The organism is Mycobacterium sp. TH-M103, from assembly GCF_057473785.1.
Genome location: NZ_JBYCLG010000125.1, coordinates 23,643 through 41,999, shown reverse-complemented (window position 1 = coordinate 41,999; position 18,357 = coordinate 23,643). Strand labels below are relative to the sequence as shown.

Genomic DNA, 18,357 nt, shown 5'->3' with positions numbered 1-18,357 from the left:
AGGCCGCTCCGTTATTGCGCGAGGGGGTTCCCCCATGGGCCGCGGCCGGGCTAAGGCAAAGCAGACCAAGGTTGCTCGAGAACTGAAGTACAGCTCTCCGCAGACCGACTTCCAGCGGCTTCAGCGCGAGTTGTCGGGAACGGGTGCCGACATCGACTCCGCCGAACTGGACGACGGCCCCGACAGTTCGTGGGACGCCGAGGAAGACTGGCGCCACTAGGACGTGCACTTCCCCGTGCCGGTGCGCTCCGCATCGGCACGGTTTCTCTACTTTGAGGCTTCTCTAGCTTGCGGTCTTCAGAATCTCGGGTGTTGACCGACCAGTTTTGCCCGCGGACCGTCCTTGCCCTTGCACACGGTGCCCAAGACCCAGCAGTCCAGGTGCCGCGCGGTCAAGATGGCCAACGCGCGGTCGGTGTCTTCCGGGGCCACGACCGCGATCATGCCGACCCCCATGTTGAACGTCTTCTCCATCTCCTCGCGGTCGACACGGCCGCGCTGGGCGATCATCGCGAACACCGGAGCCGGCGTCCACGTGCCCCGGTCGACCTCGGCGACCAGCCCGTGCGGGATGACCCGCTGTAGGTTACCGGCGAGCCCGCCGCCGGTGACGTGACAGAACGTGCGGACCTGGGTCTCGGCGGCCAGGGCAAGGCAGTCCCTGGCGTAGATGCGGGTGGGCTCGAGCAGTTCTTCGCCCAACGTGCGGCCGAACTCCTCCACGTGACCGGCGAGCGGCATTCGGTCGATCTCGAGCAGCACCGCACGGGCCAGCGAGTATCCGTTGGAATGCAGGCCGGACGAGCCCAGGGCGATGATGACGTCGCCGGGCTTGACCCGGTCGGGGCCCAGCACGTCGTCGGCCTCGACCACGCCGACGCCGGTCGCCGAGATGTCGTAGTGGTCGGGCTCCATGAGGCCGGGATGCTCCGCCGTCTCCCCTCCCAGCAACGCGCAACCCGCGCGGACGCACCCCTCGGCGATGCCGCCGACGATCGCGGCCAGGCGCTCCGGCACGGTCCGCCCGACGGCGATGTAGTCCTGCAGGAACAGCGGTTCCGCACCACACACCACCAGGTCGTCGACTACCATCGCGACCAGGTCCAGGCCGACGGTGTCGTGCTTGTCCATCGCCTGGGCCACCGCCAGCTTGGTGCCGACGCCGTCGGTGGACGCCGCCAGCACGGGCTCGCGGTAGTCGCCGCGCAGCGCGAACAGCCCGGCGAATCCGCCCAGGCCGCCGCGCACCTCCGGTCTGGTCGCCTTGGTCGCCAGCGGCTTGAACAAGTCGACGGCGCGATCACCGGCTTCTATGTCCACGCCCGCAGACGCGTAGGTAATGCCCTGACTGCCCGGCTCTCGTCCGGGGCTTTTTCCGGGATCCGTCATCGCGATAAAGGCTACCGGGCGGCAGCGACCGCCGGTATCAAACGTCTTCGCAGCGCCGACGAGCCCCGCGTCAGCAGCCGATCGGCACTTCCCCGGCAGCGGTCCCGGTGGCGGTACCCTCCAACCCCGCCCCGCGCGCCGCGTTGGCCAGCATGTGCTCGACAACGTTTTTGCCCAGCGCCGTCTCGCCCGGCAGCGCGATCGGATACCTGCCGTCGAAACAGGCGGTGCACAACCGGGACGCGGGCTGCTCGGACGCCGCGACCAGCCCACGCAGCGAGATGTACCCCAGCGTGTCGGCCCCGATGGCATGCCGAACCGCCTCGAGCATCTCCTCTTTGTCCTCGACGGCATTGGCGATCAACTCCGCCGGCGACGGAAAGTCGATGCCGTAGAAGCAGGGCCACTTCACCGGCGGCGAGGCGATGCGGACGTGCACCTCGAGGGCACCGGCCTCGCGCAGCATCCGCAGCAGCGCACGCTGGGTATTACCCCGCACGATCGAGTCATCGACGACGATGAGCCGCTTGCCGCGGATCACCTCTTTGAGCGGGTTCAGCTTGAGCCGGATGCCGAGCTGACGGATCGTCTGGGAGGGCTGGATGAAGGTGCGCCCGACGTAGGCGTTCTTCATCAGGCCCTGACCGTAGGGAATGCCGGACTCCTGCGCGTACCCGACCGCGGCGGGCGTGCCGGATTCGGGCACCCCGATCACCAGGTCGGCCTCGACGGGGCATTCCCGGGCCAGTCGGCGGCCGATCTCCACGCGGGTCGCGTGCACGGACCGGCCGGCCAGCGTGCTGTCGGGCCGGGCCAGGTAGACGTACTCGAAGATGCAGCCCTTGGGGGTGGGGTTGGCGAACCGTGTCGAGCGCACCCCGTCGGCGTCGATGGCCAGCAGTTCCCCCGGTTCGATGTCACGGACGAACGAGGCGCCGACGATGTCGAGCGCGGCCGTCTCCGAGGCCACCACCCAGCCGCGATCCAACCGTCCGAGCGAAAGCGGGCGCACCCCGTGCGGGTCGCGGCACGCGTAGAGGGTGTTCTCGTCCATGAACGTCAGGCAGAAGGCGCCACGCACCGTCGGCAGCAGCTCCAGCGCGGCCTGTTCCAGGGTGGAATCGGCCGCGCCGTGCGCCAGGAGCGCGCCCAGGATGTCGGAATCCGTCGTCGCCGGGGCGGGAGCGCGGCGGGCGATCAGACCCGCGTCGCGGGCCCGCGCGGCCAGCTCGGCGGTGTTGACCAGGTTTCCGTTGTGCCCCAACGCGACTCCCGTGCCGGCCGCGGTGTTGCGGAAGACCGGCTGGGCGTTTTCCCAGGTGGTGTCCCCGGTGGTGGAATAGCGGCAGTGCCCGATGGCGACGTGGCCGTGCATTGCCGCCAGCGTCTGCTCGTCGAAGACCTGGCTGACCAAGCCGAGATCTTTGAAGACCAGCACCTGGGATCCGTCGGCGACCGCGATGCCCGCGGCTTCCTGCCCGCGATGCTGCAGCGCGTAAAGGCCGTAGTAGGTGAGCTTGGCGACCTCTTCGCCCGGGGCCCAGACCCCGAATACACCACACTCTTCACGGGGCGAGTTGAAGTCCTGCTCGGGTGCATCTGCTCCAGCGACGGTCACGTTCGGCGGCTCCCGGAGAACGGTGGGTGACGAAACGGAGTCTACGGGCACACCGCCCGCAGCGCCGAATCGCACAGCGTGTTGAGCGCCGAAAATTCCCCGCCTTTACCCTAAACGTGCAGTTCAGAGTTATGTTCAGCCGACACCGAACAGGGGCAACCAGTGCTCGATCTCACCCGCTCGCGAACCTGACAACGTCAGCATCCCGGCGGTCCTGGCCTCATCCAGCCCCAGCAACCCGGTGGCCAGCAGGAGCCAGGTCCGCGCGTCGGTTTCCACGACGTTGGGCGGGGTGCCGCGGGTATGGCGGGGCCCGGCGACACACTGCACCGCGACGAACGGCGGGATACGGACCTCGACGCTGGCGCCCGGCGCCACGGCGGCCAGGGTGCGCGCGGTGAGGCGCACCGCCGTCGCCAGCGCATCCCGGTCGGGGGACGGATGGGACGCGTCGCGCAACCAGTCCGCGACGGCTAGCACCGCGGCCCGGGCGACGGCCGGGTCTGCTTTGTCACGGGCGGGCACACCCAAGGTTCTCAAAGCGGAGCGCGGCGCCGCGCGGGACCCGACGCGAAACCCAACGACGCGTGACGCGGCCGCGACGGCCGTGTTGCCGGCAGGTGTCCGAAAGTTCACTAAATCGCCTGTCTTGCAGTGGTTTCGGCTTGACGGCACCATGGACGTTACCGGTACGGACTGGGCATGCCCGCACCCGCACCGGCCGCGGAGCGCGAGGCTTTCCGCTTCCGCGGTGGCTGATTGAACGGGGTGTCCGATGGCCAAATCCGATCCGAGCGAGGGTGGTCGCACCGCCCGCCGGGCCCCGGCGCCCCTCGTGGTGACCCGGCGGGGAAAGATCGCCCGGCTCGAATCCAGCCTGACCCCCCACGAGGGACAGGTCGAGGATCTGGTGTTCATCCGAAAGGTCTTGAGCAAGGCCGGCATTGGCTTCCTGCTGATCCGTGACCACAAGGGCCGGCCGATCCTCGCGGTCGACATCGAACAGCGCCCGGCGGTCGAGCGCGCGTTGGTGGCGTCATGTGCGGCCGAGCCCATGTACGCCAAGACGGTCGACAAAAAGGGGCTGGCGCCCGTCCTCGTCGCCGGAGGCCGGCTCTCCGCGCTGCCCGATCCGCGTCTCGTGCGGCTGTATCGGCGACGGATCGCCCCCGGGGGTCTGCGGTACGGGCCCGCGTTCGGCGTGGAGATCCAGTTCTGGGTGTACGAGGACACCGTGATCCGCTGCCCGGTGGAGAACTCCCTGACGCGAACCTTGTTGCCACGGAGCGAGGTCCGGCCGGCGACCGTCAAACTCTACGGCTACAAGTGGCCGACCATCGCGGGAATGTTCGCCGCGCACGCAAGCGACGTCACCTTCGACATCGACATGGTGTTCTCCTGGGTGGAGGGCAGCGACCCCGAGTTCCGCGCGCGACGCGACGCGCAGATGTCGCGGTACCTGGTGGGCGAGGGCGACGAAGCCGAAGCGCGCATTCGTCAGATCGACGAGCTGAAATACGCGCTGCGGTCGGTCAACATGTTCGCGCCGTGGGTGCGTCGGATCTTCATCGCGACGGATTCCCGCCCGCCGGAGTGGCTGGCCGACCATCCGAAGATCTCCATCGTGCGCGCCGAGGAGCATTTCTCGGACCCCGCCGCGTTACCGACCTACAGCTCGCATGCGGTGGAAAGCCAGCTGCACAACATCGCGGAGCTCAGCGAGCACTTCCTGTACTCCAACGACGACATGTTCTTCGGCCGGCCGGTCAAAGCGACCATGTTCTTCTCCCCGGGCGGCGTCACAAGGTTCATCGAGGCCACGACGCGCATCGGGATCGGCGACAACGACCCCACCCGCAGCGGGTTCGAGAACGCCGCCCGGGTGAACCGGCGGTTGATCTTCGAGCGATTCGGCCGGGTCATCACCCGCCATCTGGAGCACACCGCCGTCCCGCTGCGCAAAAGCGTGCTGCGGGAGATGGAACGCGAATTCCCGGAGGACTTCGCCCGCACCCAGGCCAGCCAGTTCCGGTCCAGCACCGACATCTCGGTGACCAACTCGTTCTACCACTACTACGCGCTGATGACCGGGCGCGCCGTCCAGCAGGAAAAGGCCAAAGTTCTCTACGTCGACACCACCAGCCGGGCCGGCCTCGACCTGCTTCCCGTGCTGCGCAGGAAGCGCAACCACGACTTCTTCTGCCTCAACGACGGCAGTTTCCCCGAGGTCTCGGCGGAGGAGCGGGCCGAGCGGGTCGTCGACTTCCTCGAGCGCTACTTCCCCATCCCCGCGCCCTGGGAGAAGGTGTCGGCCGACGTCAGTCAACCGGGGTTCGCCGAGCCGATGACGCTAACACCCTCGGAGGGTGGCTGAACAGCGAATCCCGCCGGGACGGCTCGATGAACAGGCCGCTGTCGGTGATCTTGCGGCGCGCCTCCGCCGGAGAGACGAAGGTGCCCACCGTCTCTCCGCCGCCGAGCGGGATCACCGAGTGCACGACGGTGTCCTGGTAGACGTGCACCACATTGCAGGCCTGGGCGCCGTCTCTGCCGCGGGTTCCGCCGGCGGCGACCGTCAGGTCCTGCGTGTAGCAGGTGGCCGAAGCCACGGACACCGGGATGCCCACAAAAGTCGCGTTCGTCGAATAGTGCAGGTGCCCGGCCAGGATCGCGCGGACATCGCTTCCGCGCAGCACCCGCCCGAGGGCGGCCTGGTCGCGCAGTTCCACCGTGACCGCCAGGTCCAGGACGCTGGGAATCGGCGGGTGGTGCAGGGCGAGGATGCTGCCGTGCGGCGCGGGTGCGTCCAACTGTGCTGCGAGCCAAGCCAATTGGGAGGCACTGATCTCCCCGTGGTGATGGCCGGGAACCGACGTGTCCAGCGTGATGACGCGCAGCCCGTCGATCATGCAGACGCGGTCCAGCGGTGCCATCGACGGCGCTTCGTCGAGCAGCGCGCTGCGCAAGGCGGACCGGTCGTCGTGGTTGCCCATCACCCAGACGAGCTCGGCGCCCAGCTCGGCCGCGAAGGGCTCCACCGCGGCGCGCAGTTTGCGGTAGGCCGCGGGCTCGCCCTTGTCGGTCAGGTCTCCGGTGACGACGATCGCGTCGGGCCGCAGCCGCGCCTGGGTCAGCTGCTCGAGCAGCTCCCCCAGCCGGCCGTCCGCGTCGACCGCCCCGTACAGGGACCCCTGCGCAATGAGATGGGTGTCGCTGATGTGCAAGAGAATGAAATCCGGCCGCGGGTGTTCCGCGGCCCTGAGTCTGTGCACCGGGGTGCCAACCCTCTCGTGTATCGGTTTCCTCGTCAAGCCTCACCCGAGTATACGGCCGTGAGCGCGCGCTACCGGGATGATCGTTTCCAGCGATCTCGCCGGACGAGCAGGGCCGCGATGGCACCCGCCTCGTTGACGGCGAGGTGGGCCAGCATGGGCGCCGCCAGGCTGCCGGACCGGTCGGCGAGCCAGCCGAAGGCCCAGCCCCCGATTGCGGTGGCCAGCACGGTGACGGCCACCGGTTCGCCCGTCGCGCGCGCGTCCGCGATGTGGAAGAGCCCGAACGCGCCGGCCTGCAGCAGGCGTCCCCCGGCGGCATCGCCGGGGCCGCGCGACCCGAGCCGGGCCAGCGCCGCGCGGAAGGCCGCCTCCTCGGCCCAGACCGTGCCGAGGGGGATCCGCAGCAACAGCCAGGCCGGTGTCGACGCCGGCAGCCGACGCGCGGCCATGGAATCCCGCACCGGCGCGATCGCGGTCGTCCCGGCGATCGCGACCGCCGCGGCCGCGCCCGCCGCCGATCCCCACCGCAACCCCGTCCATAGCCGCGGCGGGCGCAGGCCCAGCGGCGCACGGGTCAGCCGAACCAGCAGCGCGCCCACACCGGCCTGCACGACAACCCGCCACGCGGCCGGAAACCGCGGGGTGAGGAAGCCCCAGCCGACCAGGGCGGCGGCCAGAAACAACACCTCTGGGCAGCGAAAATGCCTCTCACGCATCGCTTTCCGCCGGTGACGCCCCTCCGAAGAAGCGCGGCAGCACCGAGGCGGACGTTTCGCGCAGCTCGGCCAGGGTCACCGTGAACAGGCCCTGAACCTCCAGAGCGTCCGACCCCTGGTCGACGACCCCGATGCGGATCGCGGGCAAACCCCGCGCTTCGCACATCGACCGAAAGCGGCTCTCCTCGGTGCGCGGCACCGCGACCAGCGCCCGGCCCGCCGACTCGGAGAACAGCGTCACGAAAGGATCGGTGCCCTCGGGAAGCACTATGCGACAACCGGTTTCACCCGCCAGCGCCGCCTCCACGACGGCCTGGGCCAGCCCGCCCTCGGACAGGTCGTGCGCCGCCGACACCAGCCCGTCACGTGAGCCCGCCCGCAGCACCTCGGCCAGCAGCCTCTCCCGCGCCAGGTCCACCGCCGGCGGCAGCCCACCGAGATGGTCGGCAGTCACCTGCGCCCAGATGGATCCGTCGAACTCGTCGCGCGTGTCGCCCAGCAGCAGCAGGATCTCCCCCGGTTCGGTGCCCAGCCCGGTGGGGATGCGCCGGGCGACGTCGTCGATGACGCCGAGCACCCCGACGACCGGCGTCGGCAGGATCGCCACGGATCCGGTCTGGTTGTAGAAGCTGACGTTGCCCCCGGTCACCGGAATACCAAGGGCGGCACAGCCGTCGGCCAGGCCGCGCACCGCCTGCGCGAACTGCCACATCACCCCGGGGTCCTCGGGGGACCCGAAGTTGAGGCAGTTGGTCACCGCGACCGGGGTGGCGCCGGTCACCGCGACGTTGCGGTAGGCCTCGGCCAGCGCGAGCTGGGCTCCGGTGTACGGATCGAGCAGCGTGTAACGCCCCGACGCGTCGGTCGAGACCGCGATGCCGCGGCCGGTGGCTTCGTCGACGCGCAACATGCCACCGTCGGCGTGCTCGGCCAGCACGGTGTTGCCGCGCACGTAGCGGTCGTACTGCTCGGTGATGAACCCGCGGCTGCACAGATGCGGGCTGCCCAGTAGCGCAAGCAAAGTCTCCCGCAGCTCGGCCCCGCTGGCGGGTCGCGGCAGCCGGTCCGAGCGGTCGGCGTTCAGGGCGTCCTGCGAATCGGGACGTGCGACCGGCCGCTGATACACCGGGCCTTCGTGCGCGACGGTGCGCGGGGGCACGTCGACGACGGTCTCGCCGCACCAGGTGATCCGCAACCGGTCGCCCTCGGTCACCTCGCCGATCACCGTGGCCAGCACGTCCCACTTGCGGCACACCGCCATGAAGGCGTCCACGTTCTCCGGAGCGACGACCGCGCACATCCGCTCCTGGGATTCGCTGCACAGCACCTCGGCGGGCGTCATCTCCTTGGCGCGCAGCGGGACGTTGTCGAGCTGCACCGACATCCCGCCATCGCCGGCTGACGCTAATTCTGATGTAGCACAAGCCAATCCGGCACCACCGAGGTCCTGGATGCCGATCACCAGCTTCCCCGCGTAGAGCTCGAGGCAGCACTCGATGAGCACTTTCTCCATGAACGGGTCGCCCACCTGGACCGACGGCAGCTTCTTGCGAGATCCGGCGGCGTCGAACGTGTCCGACGCCAGCACCGACACCCCACCGATGCCGTCCAGACCGGTCCGTGCGCCGAACAGGATGATCTTGTTGCCGGCACCCGAGGCGAACGCCAGATGCAGGTCCTCCTGGCGTAATACGCCGACGCACAGCGCGTTGACCAACGGGTTGCCCGCGTAGCACGCGTCGAAGACGGTCTCGCCGCCGATGTTGGGCAGGCCCAGCGAGTTGCCGTAGCCCCCGATGCCGCGCACCACGCCGTCGAGCACGCGGCGCGTGTCGGGGGCGTCGGCGGCGCCGAACCGGAGCTGGTCCATCACCGCGACGGGTCGCGCGCCCATGGCCATGATGTCGCGCACGATGCCGCCGACACCGGTGGCCGCGCCCTGGTAGGGCTCGACGTAGGACGGGTGGTTGTGCGATTCTACCTTGAACGTGACCGCCCAGCCGTCGCCGATGTCGACGACACCGGCGTTCTCGCCGATGCCGGCCAGCATGCCGGCGCGCATCTCGTCGGTCGTGGTCTCGCCGAAGTAGCGCAGGTGCACCTTCGAGGACTTGTAGGAGCAGTGCTCGCTCCACATCACCGAGTACATCGCGAGCTCGGTGTCGGTGGGCCGCCGGCCCAGGATCTCGCGGATCCGCTGGTACTCGTCGTCTTTGAGGCCCAGCTCACCGAACGGTTGCGGTGGTCGGGCGTGGTCGCGGCATGCGAGACGGTGTCGATCGACCCGGGGACGGTCACGCCGAACAGTCTAAGGTGACGCCGCCCTGGGCGCCCGGACGCGGTGGCGAAGGTTCGTGCCCCCGGCGCGGGGGTAGCGGCCCGGGAACCGAAAAGGCACCGAGGATGGAGAACTACCTCAAGGACGCCGAGGAGCTGCTGGCCAAGCGGATCTGAGTCACGAGAGCGAGGGTGTGGCGGTGCGTGGGTGACTCGCCGGAGCGGCCCACGCGCCGCCGGCCCCGGCCGTCAGCCGGTGATCGCCGCCAGCGCCGACGCCGTCTCCAGGTCGCCGTAGGCGTGCGAATACCGTTGCGCCAGAGCGATGGCGATGTCGGGGCGCTGCCACAGTTCGCCGGCACTGGCGGTGCACAGCCACAGCGTCAGGCCGTGCGCCACCGACGCCCGGTACCGCAGCCAGATCTCGTCGGGGGTCGGCAGCTGTTCGCCCGGCAGGCCGAGCGCGTCGCGGTACTCCTCGAGCAGGTCGCGTTCGCTGCGGCGACGGTCCTCGACCGTCAGGGCACCCTGCAGGAAATAGCCCAGGTCGAGCGACCAGTTGCCGCGCCGGGCGACCTGCCAGTCCAGGAAGCCGACACGGTCGTCGGGCAGCACGTAGGTGTTGCCGATGTGCGGGTCGCCGTGCAACAGCGTTTGCGGCGAGGTGGTCAGCGTGCGGATGTAGGGCTTCCAGACCGATTCGATCAGTCCGTCGATGGTCAGCGAGGTCACCGCGGTGGGCGTGTCGGCGCTGAGGCGTTCGAGCGCGGCGGGCAGCGGGGCCATCTCCATGCCGTCCCACGGCAGGAACGGTTCCAGCCAGCTCAGGGCAGGTTCGCGCAGTACGCGTTCGCCCCAGTACCGGCCATGCATGCGGCCCAGGCCCCGCACGCCGTCCGCCGCCTGCTCCACGGTCATCGGCCTGGTCGCGTCGCGGGGGTCGGCGCCGCGGGCGGTGAGGTCTTCCATGACCATGACGAAGTCGTAGCCGGCCTCGTCGATGAGGGCGGTGTAGACGTGGGGATGCTCCAGCGGCAGCCGCACCCCGTAGGAGAACAGGCGGGGCTCGTGGAACATGCCGCTGGTCATCCGGATCATCTCTTTGTGGTCGGGATCGGCGGCCTTGACGAACACCGACGCGGGCCCGCTCCCGCTCCGGTAGCTCAGGCCGAGGCGGGGCGCGCCGGTTGGTGCCGTCGTCACGCACCTCGACGGTCACGGTGTCGACGACGGCGCCGGGATGGTCGGCGGCCAGCGCGGCCGATATCCACGCCGGGGTGATCTCGCCGAACTCGTTGGGAACCGACAATGACGTGGCACTCATGTGTGGCCTTTCTGTCCCGGATTAAGACACGATACGTGTCGTTTCCCAGAAATTCCCAGGACAGCCACCCGGCCGCCCGCATAGGCTGCGCATATGCCTGAGGAGCGGGCCGGCCGGCCACGGGACAGCCGACTGCACCACGCGATACTCGAGGCCACCCGCGCGCTGCTGACCACCGGCAGCTACGCCGATCTGTCGATGGAAAGCGTCGCGGCCCGCGCGGGGGTGGGCAAGAAGACGCTCTACCGGCGGTGGCCGTCGAAGGCCCCGATGGTCGCCGAGGCGGTGCTGGAGGCCTACGGCGGGTCGGGATCGTTTCCGGTCGCCCAGACCGAAGACGTCCGCGCCGACCTGCGGGCCTGGCTCGACGAGCACGCCGCGTTCCTGGCCGACCCGCCGAACGCCGCGTTGGTGCGGGCGCTCGTCGCCGCGGCGGCAGCGCGGCCGGCCGACGGCGAGGACCTCTACCGGCAGCTGAGCGCCCCGCAACTGGACGGGTTGACGACGCGGCTGAGCCGGGGCGTCGAGGACGGAGAACTCAAGGCGGACGCCGACCTGGACGCCGTCGCGGAGGCCTTGATCGGCATGCTGCTGTTACGGGCGCTGACCGGCGCCGGCGAGGAAGCCCCGCGCGGATTCGATGGACTGCTCGAGGCAGTCCTCAGCGGGGTCGCCACCAAGGCCCGGCACTAGTCCGGGCACAGGAACGCGCGCATCGCCGCCGCGTAGGCGGCCACGTCGTGCGCGCCCATCAGCTCGCGCGCGGAGTGCATCGCGAGCTGGGCCGCGCCGACGTCGACGGTCGGGATGCCCGTCCGGGCCGAGGCCAGCGGCCCGATCGTGGAACCGCACGGCAGGTCCGCCCGGTGCTCGTAGCGTTGCAGACCCACCCCGGCCTGCCGGCAGGCCAGCGCGAAGGCCGCGGCCGTGCGCCCGTCGGTGGCATAGCGCAGGTTCGGGTGCACCTTGAGGACCGGCCCGGCGTTGACCGCGATCGGGTGGCCGGGCTCGTGCCGTTCCGGGTAGTTGGGGTGGGTGGCATGCGCCATGTCCGCCGAGGCCAGCAGCGACGCCGGCAGTCGGCGCAGAAAGTCGTCGCGAGTGCCGCCGGCCGCGAGCACGATCCGTTCCAGGACGGTGCTCAGCAGGTTGGACTGCGCGCCGTGGTCCGAGGTCGAACCGACCTCCTCGTGGTCGAAGAGCACCAACACCGGCAGGAAGCCGCGCGGCGCCGAGCCCGGCTCGAAGGCCAGCAGCGCCTCCATGCCCGCATAGCAGCTGGCCAGGTTGTCCAGCCGGGGAGCGCTCAACAGATCGGCCTCGGCGCCGACCACCGTCGAGGGCGTCGGGTCGTGTGTCATCAGGTCGGCGGCCAGCACGTCGGACGCCGCCACCCCGGCGCGCTCGGCGACGTAGCCGACGAACGCTCCCGGCTGCCCGCCGACCCCCCATACCGCGTTGAGGTGTCGCTGCGGGTCCAGGGTCAGCGACTTGCGGTCCTCGGCCAGATGGATGGCCAGTTGGGGCACCCGCAGGAGTGGGTCGTCGATCCGGACGAGCCGGTGGCCGAGCCCAGTGCCGTCGCGGAACGTCAGGCGCCCGCTGATGCCGAGGTCGCGGTCCAGCCAGGAGTTGAGCCACGCTCCCCCGTAGGGCTCCAGCGCGACCACCCGCCAGCCGGCGACGAGCCGGTCGGGGTGCTGTTTGACCCGCAGGTTGGGGCTGTCGGTGTGGGCGCCGACGATGCGGAACGGGCCGTCGGCGCCCGCGGAGTTCCAGGCGACCAGTGACCCGGCCCGCACGGTGAAGTAGCGGCCGGGCCCATCCGGCCAGCGATCGGCCTCGGCGAGTTCGGTGTAGCCGGCGCCGCGCAGTCGCGCGGCCACCGTGGCGCAGGCGTGAAACGGCGACGGGGAGGCGTCGATGAAGTCGCAGAGGCCGCGCGCGCTGGCGGTCATCGTCCCGTCTGTTCGCTCACCGGACACGTCCACCATCATGGCTGCCGGCCCGGCGGCGTTCACGATAGGGTCAAAAGAGTGCCGCCCGTTCAGCCACAACCCATCCTCGCACCGCTGACGCCCGCCGCGATTTTCCTCGTGGTCACGATCGACGAGGGCGGGGAGGCGGCCGTGCACGACGCCCTGCCCGACCTTTCGGGACTGGTCCGGGCGCTGGGCTTCCGCGACCCGGCCAAGCGGCTGTCGATGATCACCTCCATCGGTTCCGACGCCTGGGACCGGTTGTTCAGTGGTCCGCGGCCCGCCGAACTGCACCCGTTCGTCGCACTGACCGGACCGCGGCACACGGCCCCGGCCACCCCCGGCGACGTGCTGTTCCACATCCGGGCCGAGAGCATGGACGTCTGTTTCGAGTTGGCCGGGCGCGTCCTCAAGGCCATGGCCGGTGCGGTCACCGTCGTCGACGAGGTCCACGGGTTCCGGTTCTTCGACAACCGCGACCTGCTGGGGTTCGTCGACGGCACCGAAAACCCGGACGGTCCAATCGCGCGGAGCGCCACCATGATCGGCGACGAGGACCCCGGCTTCGCCGGGTCGTGCTACGTCCACGTGCAGAAGTACGTGCACGACATGCCGGAGTGGGAGTCGCTGCCGGTAGCCGAGCAGGAACGCGTGGTGGGCCGCACCAAGCTCGACGACATCGAACTCGACGAGGACGTCAAGCCCACCGACTCCCACGTCGCGCTCAACGTCATCGCCGACGACGACGGCACCGAGCTGAAGATCGTGCGGCACAACATGCCGTTCGGCGAGGTGGGCAAGGGCGAGTACGGCACCTACTTCATCGGCTATTCGCGCCGGCCCGCGGTGACCGAGCAGATGATGCGCAACATGTTTCTCGGCGATCCGCCGGGGAATACCGACCGCATACTCGATTTCTCCACCGCGCTGACCGGGGGGATGTTCTTCTCCCCCACCGTCGACTTCCTCGACGGCCCACCGGCGCTGCCCGGCGCGCCGGGACATCGGGGCGGTTCGGCGTCCGACCCCACCTCTGAAAGCGGCTCACTGTCGATCGGCAGCCTGAAAGGAACCTCCTGATGAACAACCTCTACCGCGAGCTGGCACCGGTCACCGAAGCGGCATGGAAAGAAATCGAAACCGAGGCCACGCGGACGTTCAAACGCCACATCGCCGGCCGGCGGGTGGTCGACGTCAGCGGCCCCGGCGGGCCGGCGACCGCGGCGGTCAGCACGGGACGGCTGGTCGACGTGCAGTCCCCCACCGACGGCGTGGTCGCTCACCTGCGCGCCAGCAAACCGCTTGTGCGGCTGCGGGTTCCGTTTACCCTGTCCCGCTACGAGATCGACAACGTGGAACGTGGTGCGCTGGACGCCGACTGGGACCCGGTCAAGGCCGCCGCCAAGAAACTGGCGTTCGTCGAGGACCGCGCGATCTTCGAGGGCTACCCCGCCGCATCGATCGACGGCATCCGCAGCTGCACCTCCAACCCCCCGGTGACGTTGCCGGAGGACCCGCGCGACATGCCCGATGCGATCTCGCAGGCGTTGACCGCCCTGCGGCTGGCCGGTGTCGACGGGCCGTATTCGGTGCTGCTGTCCGCCGAGGTCTATACCAAGGTCAGCGAGACCACCGAACACGGATATCCGATCCGTGAGCACCTCAGCCGGCTGGTCGGCGGCGACATCATCTGGGCGCCCGCCATCGACGGCGCCATGGTGCTGACCACGCGCGGCGGCGACTTCGACCTGCAGTTGGGCACCGACGTCGCGATCGGTTACACCAGCCACGACACCGACACGGTGCACCTGTACCTGCAGGAGACGATGACGTTCCTGTGCTACACCGCGGAGGCGTCGGTCTGCCTGGGCTGCTAGCCGACCGCGCCGGCGCTACAGGTCCAGGACGAGCTCTGCGGTGCCGCCGAGCAGATCCCCGCGCGGTGAGCGCGTCGCGGATGTCGCTCATGAATCGGGTCGGGCCGCACAGATAGACCGCGGCGTCCGCCGGGAGGCCCAGCTGCGCGATGGCGTTCCGGTCCAGGCGCCCTTGCGTTTGCGTGTACACCACAACCTGCCGGACATTGGGCAGGGAACCGATCAGGGTGGTGACTTCCGCGGCGAAGGCCTGGCTGTCGGGGTTGGTGGTGTGCACCATCCCATAATCCGGGGCGTCTGCGCGTTACCCTGGCGCGATGGCCGAGTCCGATGTTCAGGACGAACAGCGGTTGACCGCCAAGGGGCGCGCCACCCGCGATCGCATCGTGCAGGCCGCCGCCCAGCTGATCGTCGCCGACGGCCTGGCCACCGCCAACATGGAGAACGTCCGCAGGGCGGCCTCGGTGAGCGGGTCGCAACTCGCGCACTACTTCGCCGACAAGGCCGCGCTGATCCGGGCCGTCCTCCGGCACCGGATCGGCGTGGTTCTGGACTTTCACCAACAATCCGCGCTGCACGGCCTGGAGTCGTTCGACGACTTCGAGCGGTGGATCGATCTCAACATCCGCCACCTGCGCCGCATCGGGTACGTCGGCACGCCGACCTACCATGCCCTGGCCGCGCAGCTGGCTAAGTCCGACGACGCCACGCGCGCCACGTTGGCGGAAGGGTACGCGCGCTGGATCGATCTGCTGGCCAACGCGATTCAGCGGATGAAGGACAGCGGCGCGCTCCGCGAGGACGCCGACCCGCGCCGACTCGCCCTGGTCGCCGTCAGCGCCCACCAGGGGGGCGGCATGTTGGCGTTCACCTACCGGGCGGAATGGCCGCACGCCGACGCCACCCGGTTCGCCGTCAACTATCTCCGCATGTTCGCCACCGATCCAGCCGAACGGAGCCCCCGTCCGCCCAGACGTCGAGGGCGCAGCCGTGACTGAGGATTCGCGCTTAACCCGCAAGGGACTGGCGACCCGGTCGCGCATCGTCGACGTGGCCGCCCGCCTCATCTTCGAGCGCGGCATCGCCAACACCAGCATCGATCAGGTGCGGCGCGCGGCGAAAGTGGGCGGATCGCAGATCTCGCACTACTTCCGCGACAAACACGAGCTGACGCGCCACGTGGTCGCCGCGCGCCGCTCCGACGTGCAGTCCTTTCATACGCGACCGCAGTTCGCTTCCCTCGACTCCCTCGAGGCCCTGCAGGCGTGGGCCGATGCCTGCGTGGCCGACATCGACGCCGTGTACCGGGTGGGTGGCTGCGTCTACGGCTCGCTGGCCGGCGAACTCATCGACGCCGACGACGAGATACACGCCGACCTCTCCGCCGGATACGACGAGTGGATCGACTTGTTCCGGACGGGCCTGGCCGCGATGCGCGACCGCGGAGAGCTGCGCGCCGAGGCCGATCCGCGCCACCTGGCCGTGGTGCTGGTCGTCGCGCACCAGGGCGGCGCCATGCTCACCCATGCCACCGGTGACGCGGATCCGCTGCGGTTCGCCGTGAATGCCGCCGTGGATTATGTGCGTTCCTTCGCGACCCGGTCCGCGCCGGTCGACGGACGCCCCGAGCGGCGTGGGCGCGAGCTGGACAATTATGGGTATTCTAGCCCGTAATATTGGGATATAGATCCCATTAGATGCGAGGAGCGGGAGGGCGGCAGGATTTGCCGGGCGTCACGCTGGTCGGCCCGGGCGTCACCGAGATCCTGCACTCGGCCACCGTCGCCGTCGCCGGCCGGGTGCCGGTCGACCGGTTGTGGCACGCGGTGCCCTGCTTCCCGACGATCAGCGAACTGTGGCTGAGACTGCTCGAAGCGTATCGGGACGCCCCGCGCGACAATTGAGCGATGGCGACCTCGGACGGTTTTCACCCCGACTTCGACGACGTGACGGCAGGGGCACCACGGGTGCACCACGTCCGGGCGTCTGACCTCAGCTCCGACACCGCGCAGTCGGAGGGAATGCGGCGCTTCGCCGCCCTGTCCGGCCGGTCGGTCGGCGCGGCGAAGCTGTGGATGGGCGAGACGCACGTGGCCCCGGGGGCCGTGTCGTCCAACCACCATCACGGCGAGTCCGAGACCGCGATCTACGTGCGCAGCGGTCATCCGGAGTTCGTCTTCCACGACGGCGTCCGGGAGGTACGTGTCGCGACCGCTCCGGGCGACTACGTCTTCGTTCCGCCCTACCTGCCGCATCGCGAAGAAAATCCCGACCCGACGACACCGGCCGAGGTCGTGATCGCCCGCAGCACGCAGGAGGCCATCGTGGTCAATCTGCCGGGGCTGTATCCGCTCTGAGTCGGCGTGCCGATTCAGAGCGCGACGCCGCCACTCAGCCAATTCTCAACGGATTCTTCGGTTTTGGCCAGCCTGGCTCCTAGGCTGCGCAAAGCCACTGTCAGCAGCATGGATTCATGACGAGTGAGCCGCTGTGCGCCGACCTGATCGAACGTTACCTGCGTACCCGCGGAAGCCGGTATTTCCGCGGCAGGCACGACGGCGATTTCTTCTACGTCGCCAACACCCGCCCGCGTCGGCTGCACGTGCACCTCGAGGTGTGCCCCGCGCACGACGACGTGCTGGTGGTTCGGGTGGTTCCCGCGTGTTTCTTCCCCGCCACCGATCGACCGTGGCTGACCCACCTCGCAGACGGCTGGAATCGGCAGGATCGCGAAGTCACCGCGATCGTGCACAATTCCTGCGACCCGCAGCGCATCGGGGTGATCGCGCGCCGGTCGCAGTGGATTCGCGGTGATATCGCCTTCGAGGATTTCTCGCGCTTCGTGGACAACACGATCGCGGCCGCGATCGAACTGTTCGGCGAGCTGACCCCGGTTGTGGAGTGGCACCCGGAGCAGCCGCTGCTGCGCGATGCCGGCTGAGTACCGCCGCCGGGGTATCGGCTCAGACCGCGAGAACGGCGTCCAGTGCCGAATAGAACAGGCCCAGCCCGTCGTCGGACGGCCCGGTCAGTGCCTCGATGGCATGCTCGGGATGGGGCATCAGGCCGACCACCCGCCCGTTGGCCGAGCTGACGCCCGCGATGTCGTGCAGCGAGCCGTTGACGTTGTCGTGGTAGCGGAACACCACCCGGCCCTCGTCCTCGAGCTCGGCGAGCACGTCCCGGGGCGCCACGTAGCGGCCCTCGCCGGATTTGAGGGGGATCAGGATGTCCGCGCCCGGCTCGTACCGCGACGTCCAGGCCGTCGCGGTGGACGCCACCGTCAGCCACACGTCGCGGCAGACGAAATGCAGGCCCACGTTGCGAGTGAGCGCACCGGGCAGCAGCCCCGCCTCGCACAGGACCTGAAAACCGTTGCAGATGCCCAGCACCGGCATCCCGCGTGCCGCGGCGCCGACCACTTCGGCCATCACCGGGGCGAACCGGGCGATCGCCCCCGCCCGCAGGTAGTCGCCGTAGGAGAACCCGCCGGGTACCACCACGGCGTCGACGGCCTTGAGGTCGGCGTCGGCGTGCCAGAGGCTGACGGGTTCGGCGCCGACACGCCGTACCGCGCGGGCGGCGTCGGCGTCGTCGAGCGACCCCGGGAACGTGATGACCCCGACGCGCACCGTCACCTCGCCTCCCGCGTGATCGTCCAGTCCTCGATCACGGTGTTGGCCAGCAGCGACTCCGCGATCTCGGCGAGCACGGAGTCGTCGACGGTGTCGTCGACCTCGAGCTCGAATCGCTTGCCCTGCCGCACATCCGAGATGCCGGGATGACCCAGCCGACCGAGCGCGCCGACAATGGCCTGACCCTGCGGGTCGAGAATCTCCGCTTTGGGCATCACGTTGACGATCACCCTGGCCACCGGCGCCCTCCTCTTCGTGTCGGCGCCA

Annotated in this window: 18 protein-coding genes and 3 pseudogenes; 11 read left to right on the top strand and 10 right to left on the bottom strand. The window is 69.6% G+C overall.

All coding sequences use genetic code 11. The features are described from left to right. Positions 1-34: 34 nt before the first annotated feature. The gene (locus tag AC2VOR_RS07245) at positions 35-220 is read left to right on the top strand and encodes a DUF3073 domain-containing protein (RefSeq protein WP_369736867.1); all 186 of its coding nucleotides are present in this window, start codon (positions 35-37) and stop codon (positions 218-220) included. Positions 221-297: 77 nt separating this feature from the next. Here AC2VOR_RS07245 and purM read toward each other — a convergent pair whose 3' ends face one another. From purM to AC2VOR_RS07230, 3 genes are all read right to left on the bottom strand, one after another. After that, positions 298-1,389 (bottom strand): phosphoribosylformylglycinamidine cyclo-ligase, encoded by a 1,092-nt coding sequence (gene purM / locus AC2VOR_RS07240; RefSeq protein ID WP_369736866.1) that lies wholly within the window; start codon positions 1,387-1,389, stop codon positions 298-300. Between the two features lie 70 nt (positions 1,390-1,459). Further along, a complete protein-coding gene (purF, locus tag AC2VOR_RS07235) occupies positions 1,460-3,007 on the bottom strand; it encodes an amidophosphoribosyltransferase (RefSeq protein WP_369736865.1) in 1,548 nt (515 codons plus the stop codon). Between the two features lie 135 nt (positions 3,008-3,142). After that, a complete protein-coding gene (locus AC2VOR_RS07230; RefSeq protein WP_369736864.1) occupies positions 3,143-3,532 on the bottom strand; it encodes a sterol carrier family protein in 390 nt (129 codons plus the stop codon). Between the two features lie 250 nt (positions 3,533-3,782). Here AC2VOR_RS07230 and AC2VOR_RS07225 point away from each other — a divergent pair, with 250 nt between their 5' ends. Then, entirely contained in the window at positions 3,783-5,381 is a 1,599-nt protein-coding gene (locus tag AC2VOR_RS07225; RefSeq protein ID WP_486963484.1) for a stealth family protein, read from the top strand. Here the strand turns inward: AC2VOR_RS07225 and cpdA are convergent. The 3 genes and pseudogenes from cpdA to purL all read right to left on the bottom strand — a co-directional run bounded on the left by cpdA (position 5,326) and on the right by purL (position 9,296). Next, positions 5,326-6,279, bottom strand: coding sequence for a 3',5'-cyclic adenosine monophosphate phosphodiesterase CpdA (cpdA, locus tag AC2VOR_RS07220; RefSeq protein ID WP_486963483.1), 954 nt, complete (start codon positions 6,277-6,279; stop codon positions 5,326-5,328). The two genes, AC2VOR_RS07225 and cpdA, sit on opposite strands and share 56 nt — an antisense overlap. A gap of 71 nt (positions 6,280-6,350) precedes the next feature. Further along, entirely contained in the window at positions 6,351-6,998 is a 648-nt protein-coding gene (locus AC2VOR_RS07215) for an Rv0804 family intramembrane glutamic endopeptidase (RefSeq protein ID WP_369736861.1), read from the bottom strand. Next, positions 6,991-9,296: pseudogene (gene purL, locus AC2VOR_RS07210) on the bottom strand (phosphoribosylformylglycinamidine synthase subunit PurL). Before purL ends, AC2VOR_RS07215 begins: the two are co-directional and overlap by 8 nt. Before the next feature lie 15 nt (positions 9,297-9,311). Here purL and AC2VOR_RS07205 point away from each other — a divergent pair. Further along, a complete protein-coding gene (locus tag AC2VOR_RS07205) occupies positions 9,312-9,452 on the top strand; it encodes a hypothetical protein (RefSeq protein WP_486963482.1) in 141 nt (46 codons plus the stop codon). A 72-nt stretch (positions 9,453-9,524) separates the two neighbouring features. Here AC2VOR_RS07205 and AC2VOR_RS07200 read toward each other — a convergent pair. Further along, positions 9,525-10,599: pseudogene (locus tag AC2VOR_RS07200) on the bottom strand (phosphotransferase). Between the two features lie 93 nt (positions 10,600-10,692). Between AC2VOR_RS07200 and AC2VOR_RS07195 the strand changes: the two are divergent. After that, a complete protein-coding gene (locus AC2VOR_RS07195) occupies positions 10,693-11,292 on the top strand; it encodes a TetR/AcrR family transcriptional regulator (protein WP_369736858.1) in 600 nt (199 codons plus the stop codon). Here the strand turns inward: AC2VOR_RS07195 and AC2VOR_RS07190 are convergent. Continuing rightward, on the bottom strand, positions 11,289-12,557 hold the full coding sequence (locus AC2VOR_RS07190; RefSeq protein ID WP_369736857.1) for a M18 family aminopeptidase: 1,269 nt from the start codon (positions 12,555-12,557) through the stop codon (positions 11,289-11,291). The two genes, AC2VOR_RS07195 and AC2VOR_RS07190, sit on opposite strands and share 4 nt — an antisense overlap. Before the next feature lie 78 nt (positions 12,558-12,635). Between AC2VOR_RS07190 and AC2VOR_RS07185 the strand changes: the two genes are divergently transcribed. The 7 genes and pseudogenes from AC2VOR_RS07185 to AC2VOR_RS07155 all read left to right on the top strand — a co-directional run bounded on the left by AC2VOR_RS07185 (position 12,636) and on the right by AC2VOR_RS07155 (position 17,396). Beyond that, positions 12,636-13,658 carry a Dyp-type peroxidase gene (locus AC2VOR_RS07185; protein ID WP_369736856.1) on the top strand — a complete coding sequence of 341 codons (1,023 nt, stop codon included), beginning with the start codon at positions 12,636-12,638 and terminating at the stop codon, positions 13,656-13,658. After that, the gene (locus AC2VOR_RS07180; protein WP_369736855.1) at positions 13,658-14,455 is read left to right on the top strand and encodes a family 1 encapsulin nanocompartment shell protein; all 798 of its coding nucleotides are present in this window, start codon (positions 13,658-13,660) and stop codon (positions 14,453-14,455) included. The genes AC2VOR_RS07185 and AC2VOR_RS07180 overlap by 1 nt, the downstream gene beginning before the upstream one ends. 317 nt (positions 14,456-14,772) lie before the next feature. Beyond that, the gene (locus AC2VOR_RS07175) at positions 14,773-15,453 is read left to right on the top strand and encodes a TetR/AcrR family transcriptional regulator (RefSeq protein ID WP_369736854.1); all 681 of its coding nucleotides are present in this window, start codon (positions 14,773-14,775) and stop codon (positions 15,451-15,453) included. Next, positions 15,446-16,129 carry a TetR/AcrR family transcriptional regulator gene (locus AC2VOR_RS07170; protein ID WP_486963481.1) on the top strand — a complete coding sequence of 228 codons (684 nt, stop codon included), beginning with the start codon at positions 15,446-15,448 and terminating at the stop codon, positions 16,127-16,129. The genes AC2VOR_RS07175 and AC2VOR_RS07170 overlap by 8 nt, the downstream gene beginning before the upstream one ends. Before the next feature lie 41 nt (positions 16,130-16,170). Further along, positions 16,171-16,359: pseudogene (locus AC2VOR_RS07165) on the top strand (pyridine nucleotide-disulfide oxidoreductase); the annotation flags it as partial. A gap of 3 nt (positions 16,360-16,362) precedes the next feature. Then, positions 16,363-16,812, top strand: coding sequence for a cupin domain-containing protein (locus tag AC2VOR_RS07160; protein WP_369736852.1), 450 nt, complete (start codon positions 16,363-16,365; stop codon positions 16,810-16,812). A 116-nt stretch (positions 16,813-16,928) separates the two neighbouring features. After that, a complete protein-coding gene (locus AC2VOR_RS07155) occupies positions 16,929-17,396 on the top strand; it encodes a YbjN domain-containing protein (protein WP_369736851.1) in 468 nt (155 codons plus the stop codon). A 22-nt stretch (positions 17,397-17,418) separates the two neighbouring features. Here the strand turns inward: AC2VOR_RS07155 and purQ are convergent, their stop codons facing one another. After that, the gene (gene purQ, locus AC2VOR_RS07150; RefSeq protein ID WP_369736850.1) at positions 17,419-18,093 is read right to left on the bottom strand and encodes a phosphoribosylformylglycinamidine synthase subunit PurQ; all 675 of its coding nucleotides are present in this window, start codon (positions 18,091-18,093) and stop codon (positions 17,419-17,421) included. Continuing rightward, positions 18,090-18,329 (bottom strand): phosphoribosylformylglycinamidine synthase subunit PurS, encoded by a 240-nt coding sequence (purS, locus tag AC2VOR_RS07145; protein ID WP_369736849.1) that lies wholly within the window; start codon positions 18,327-18,329, stop codon positions 18,090-18,092. Before purS ends, purQ begins: the two co-directional genes overlap by 4 nt. Positions 18,330-18,357 lie beyond the last annotated feature (28 nt).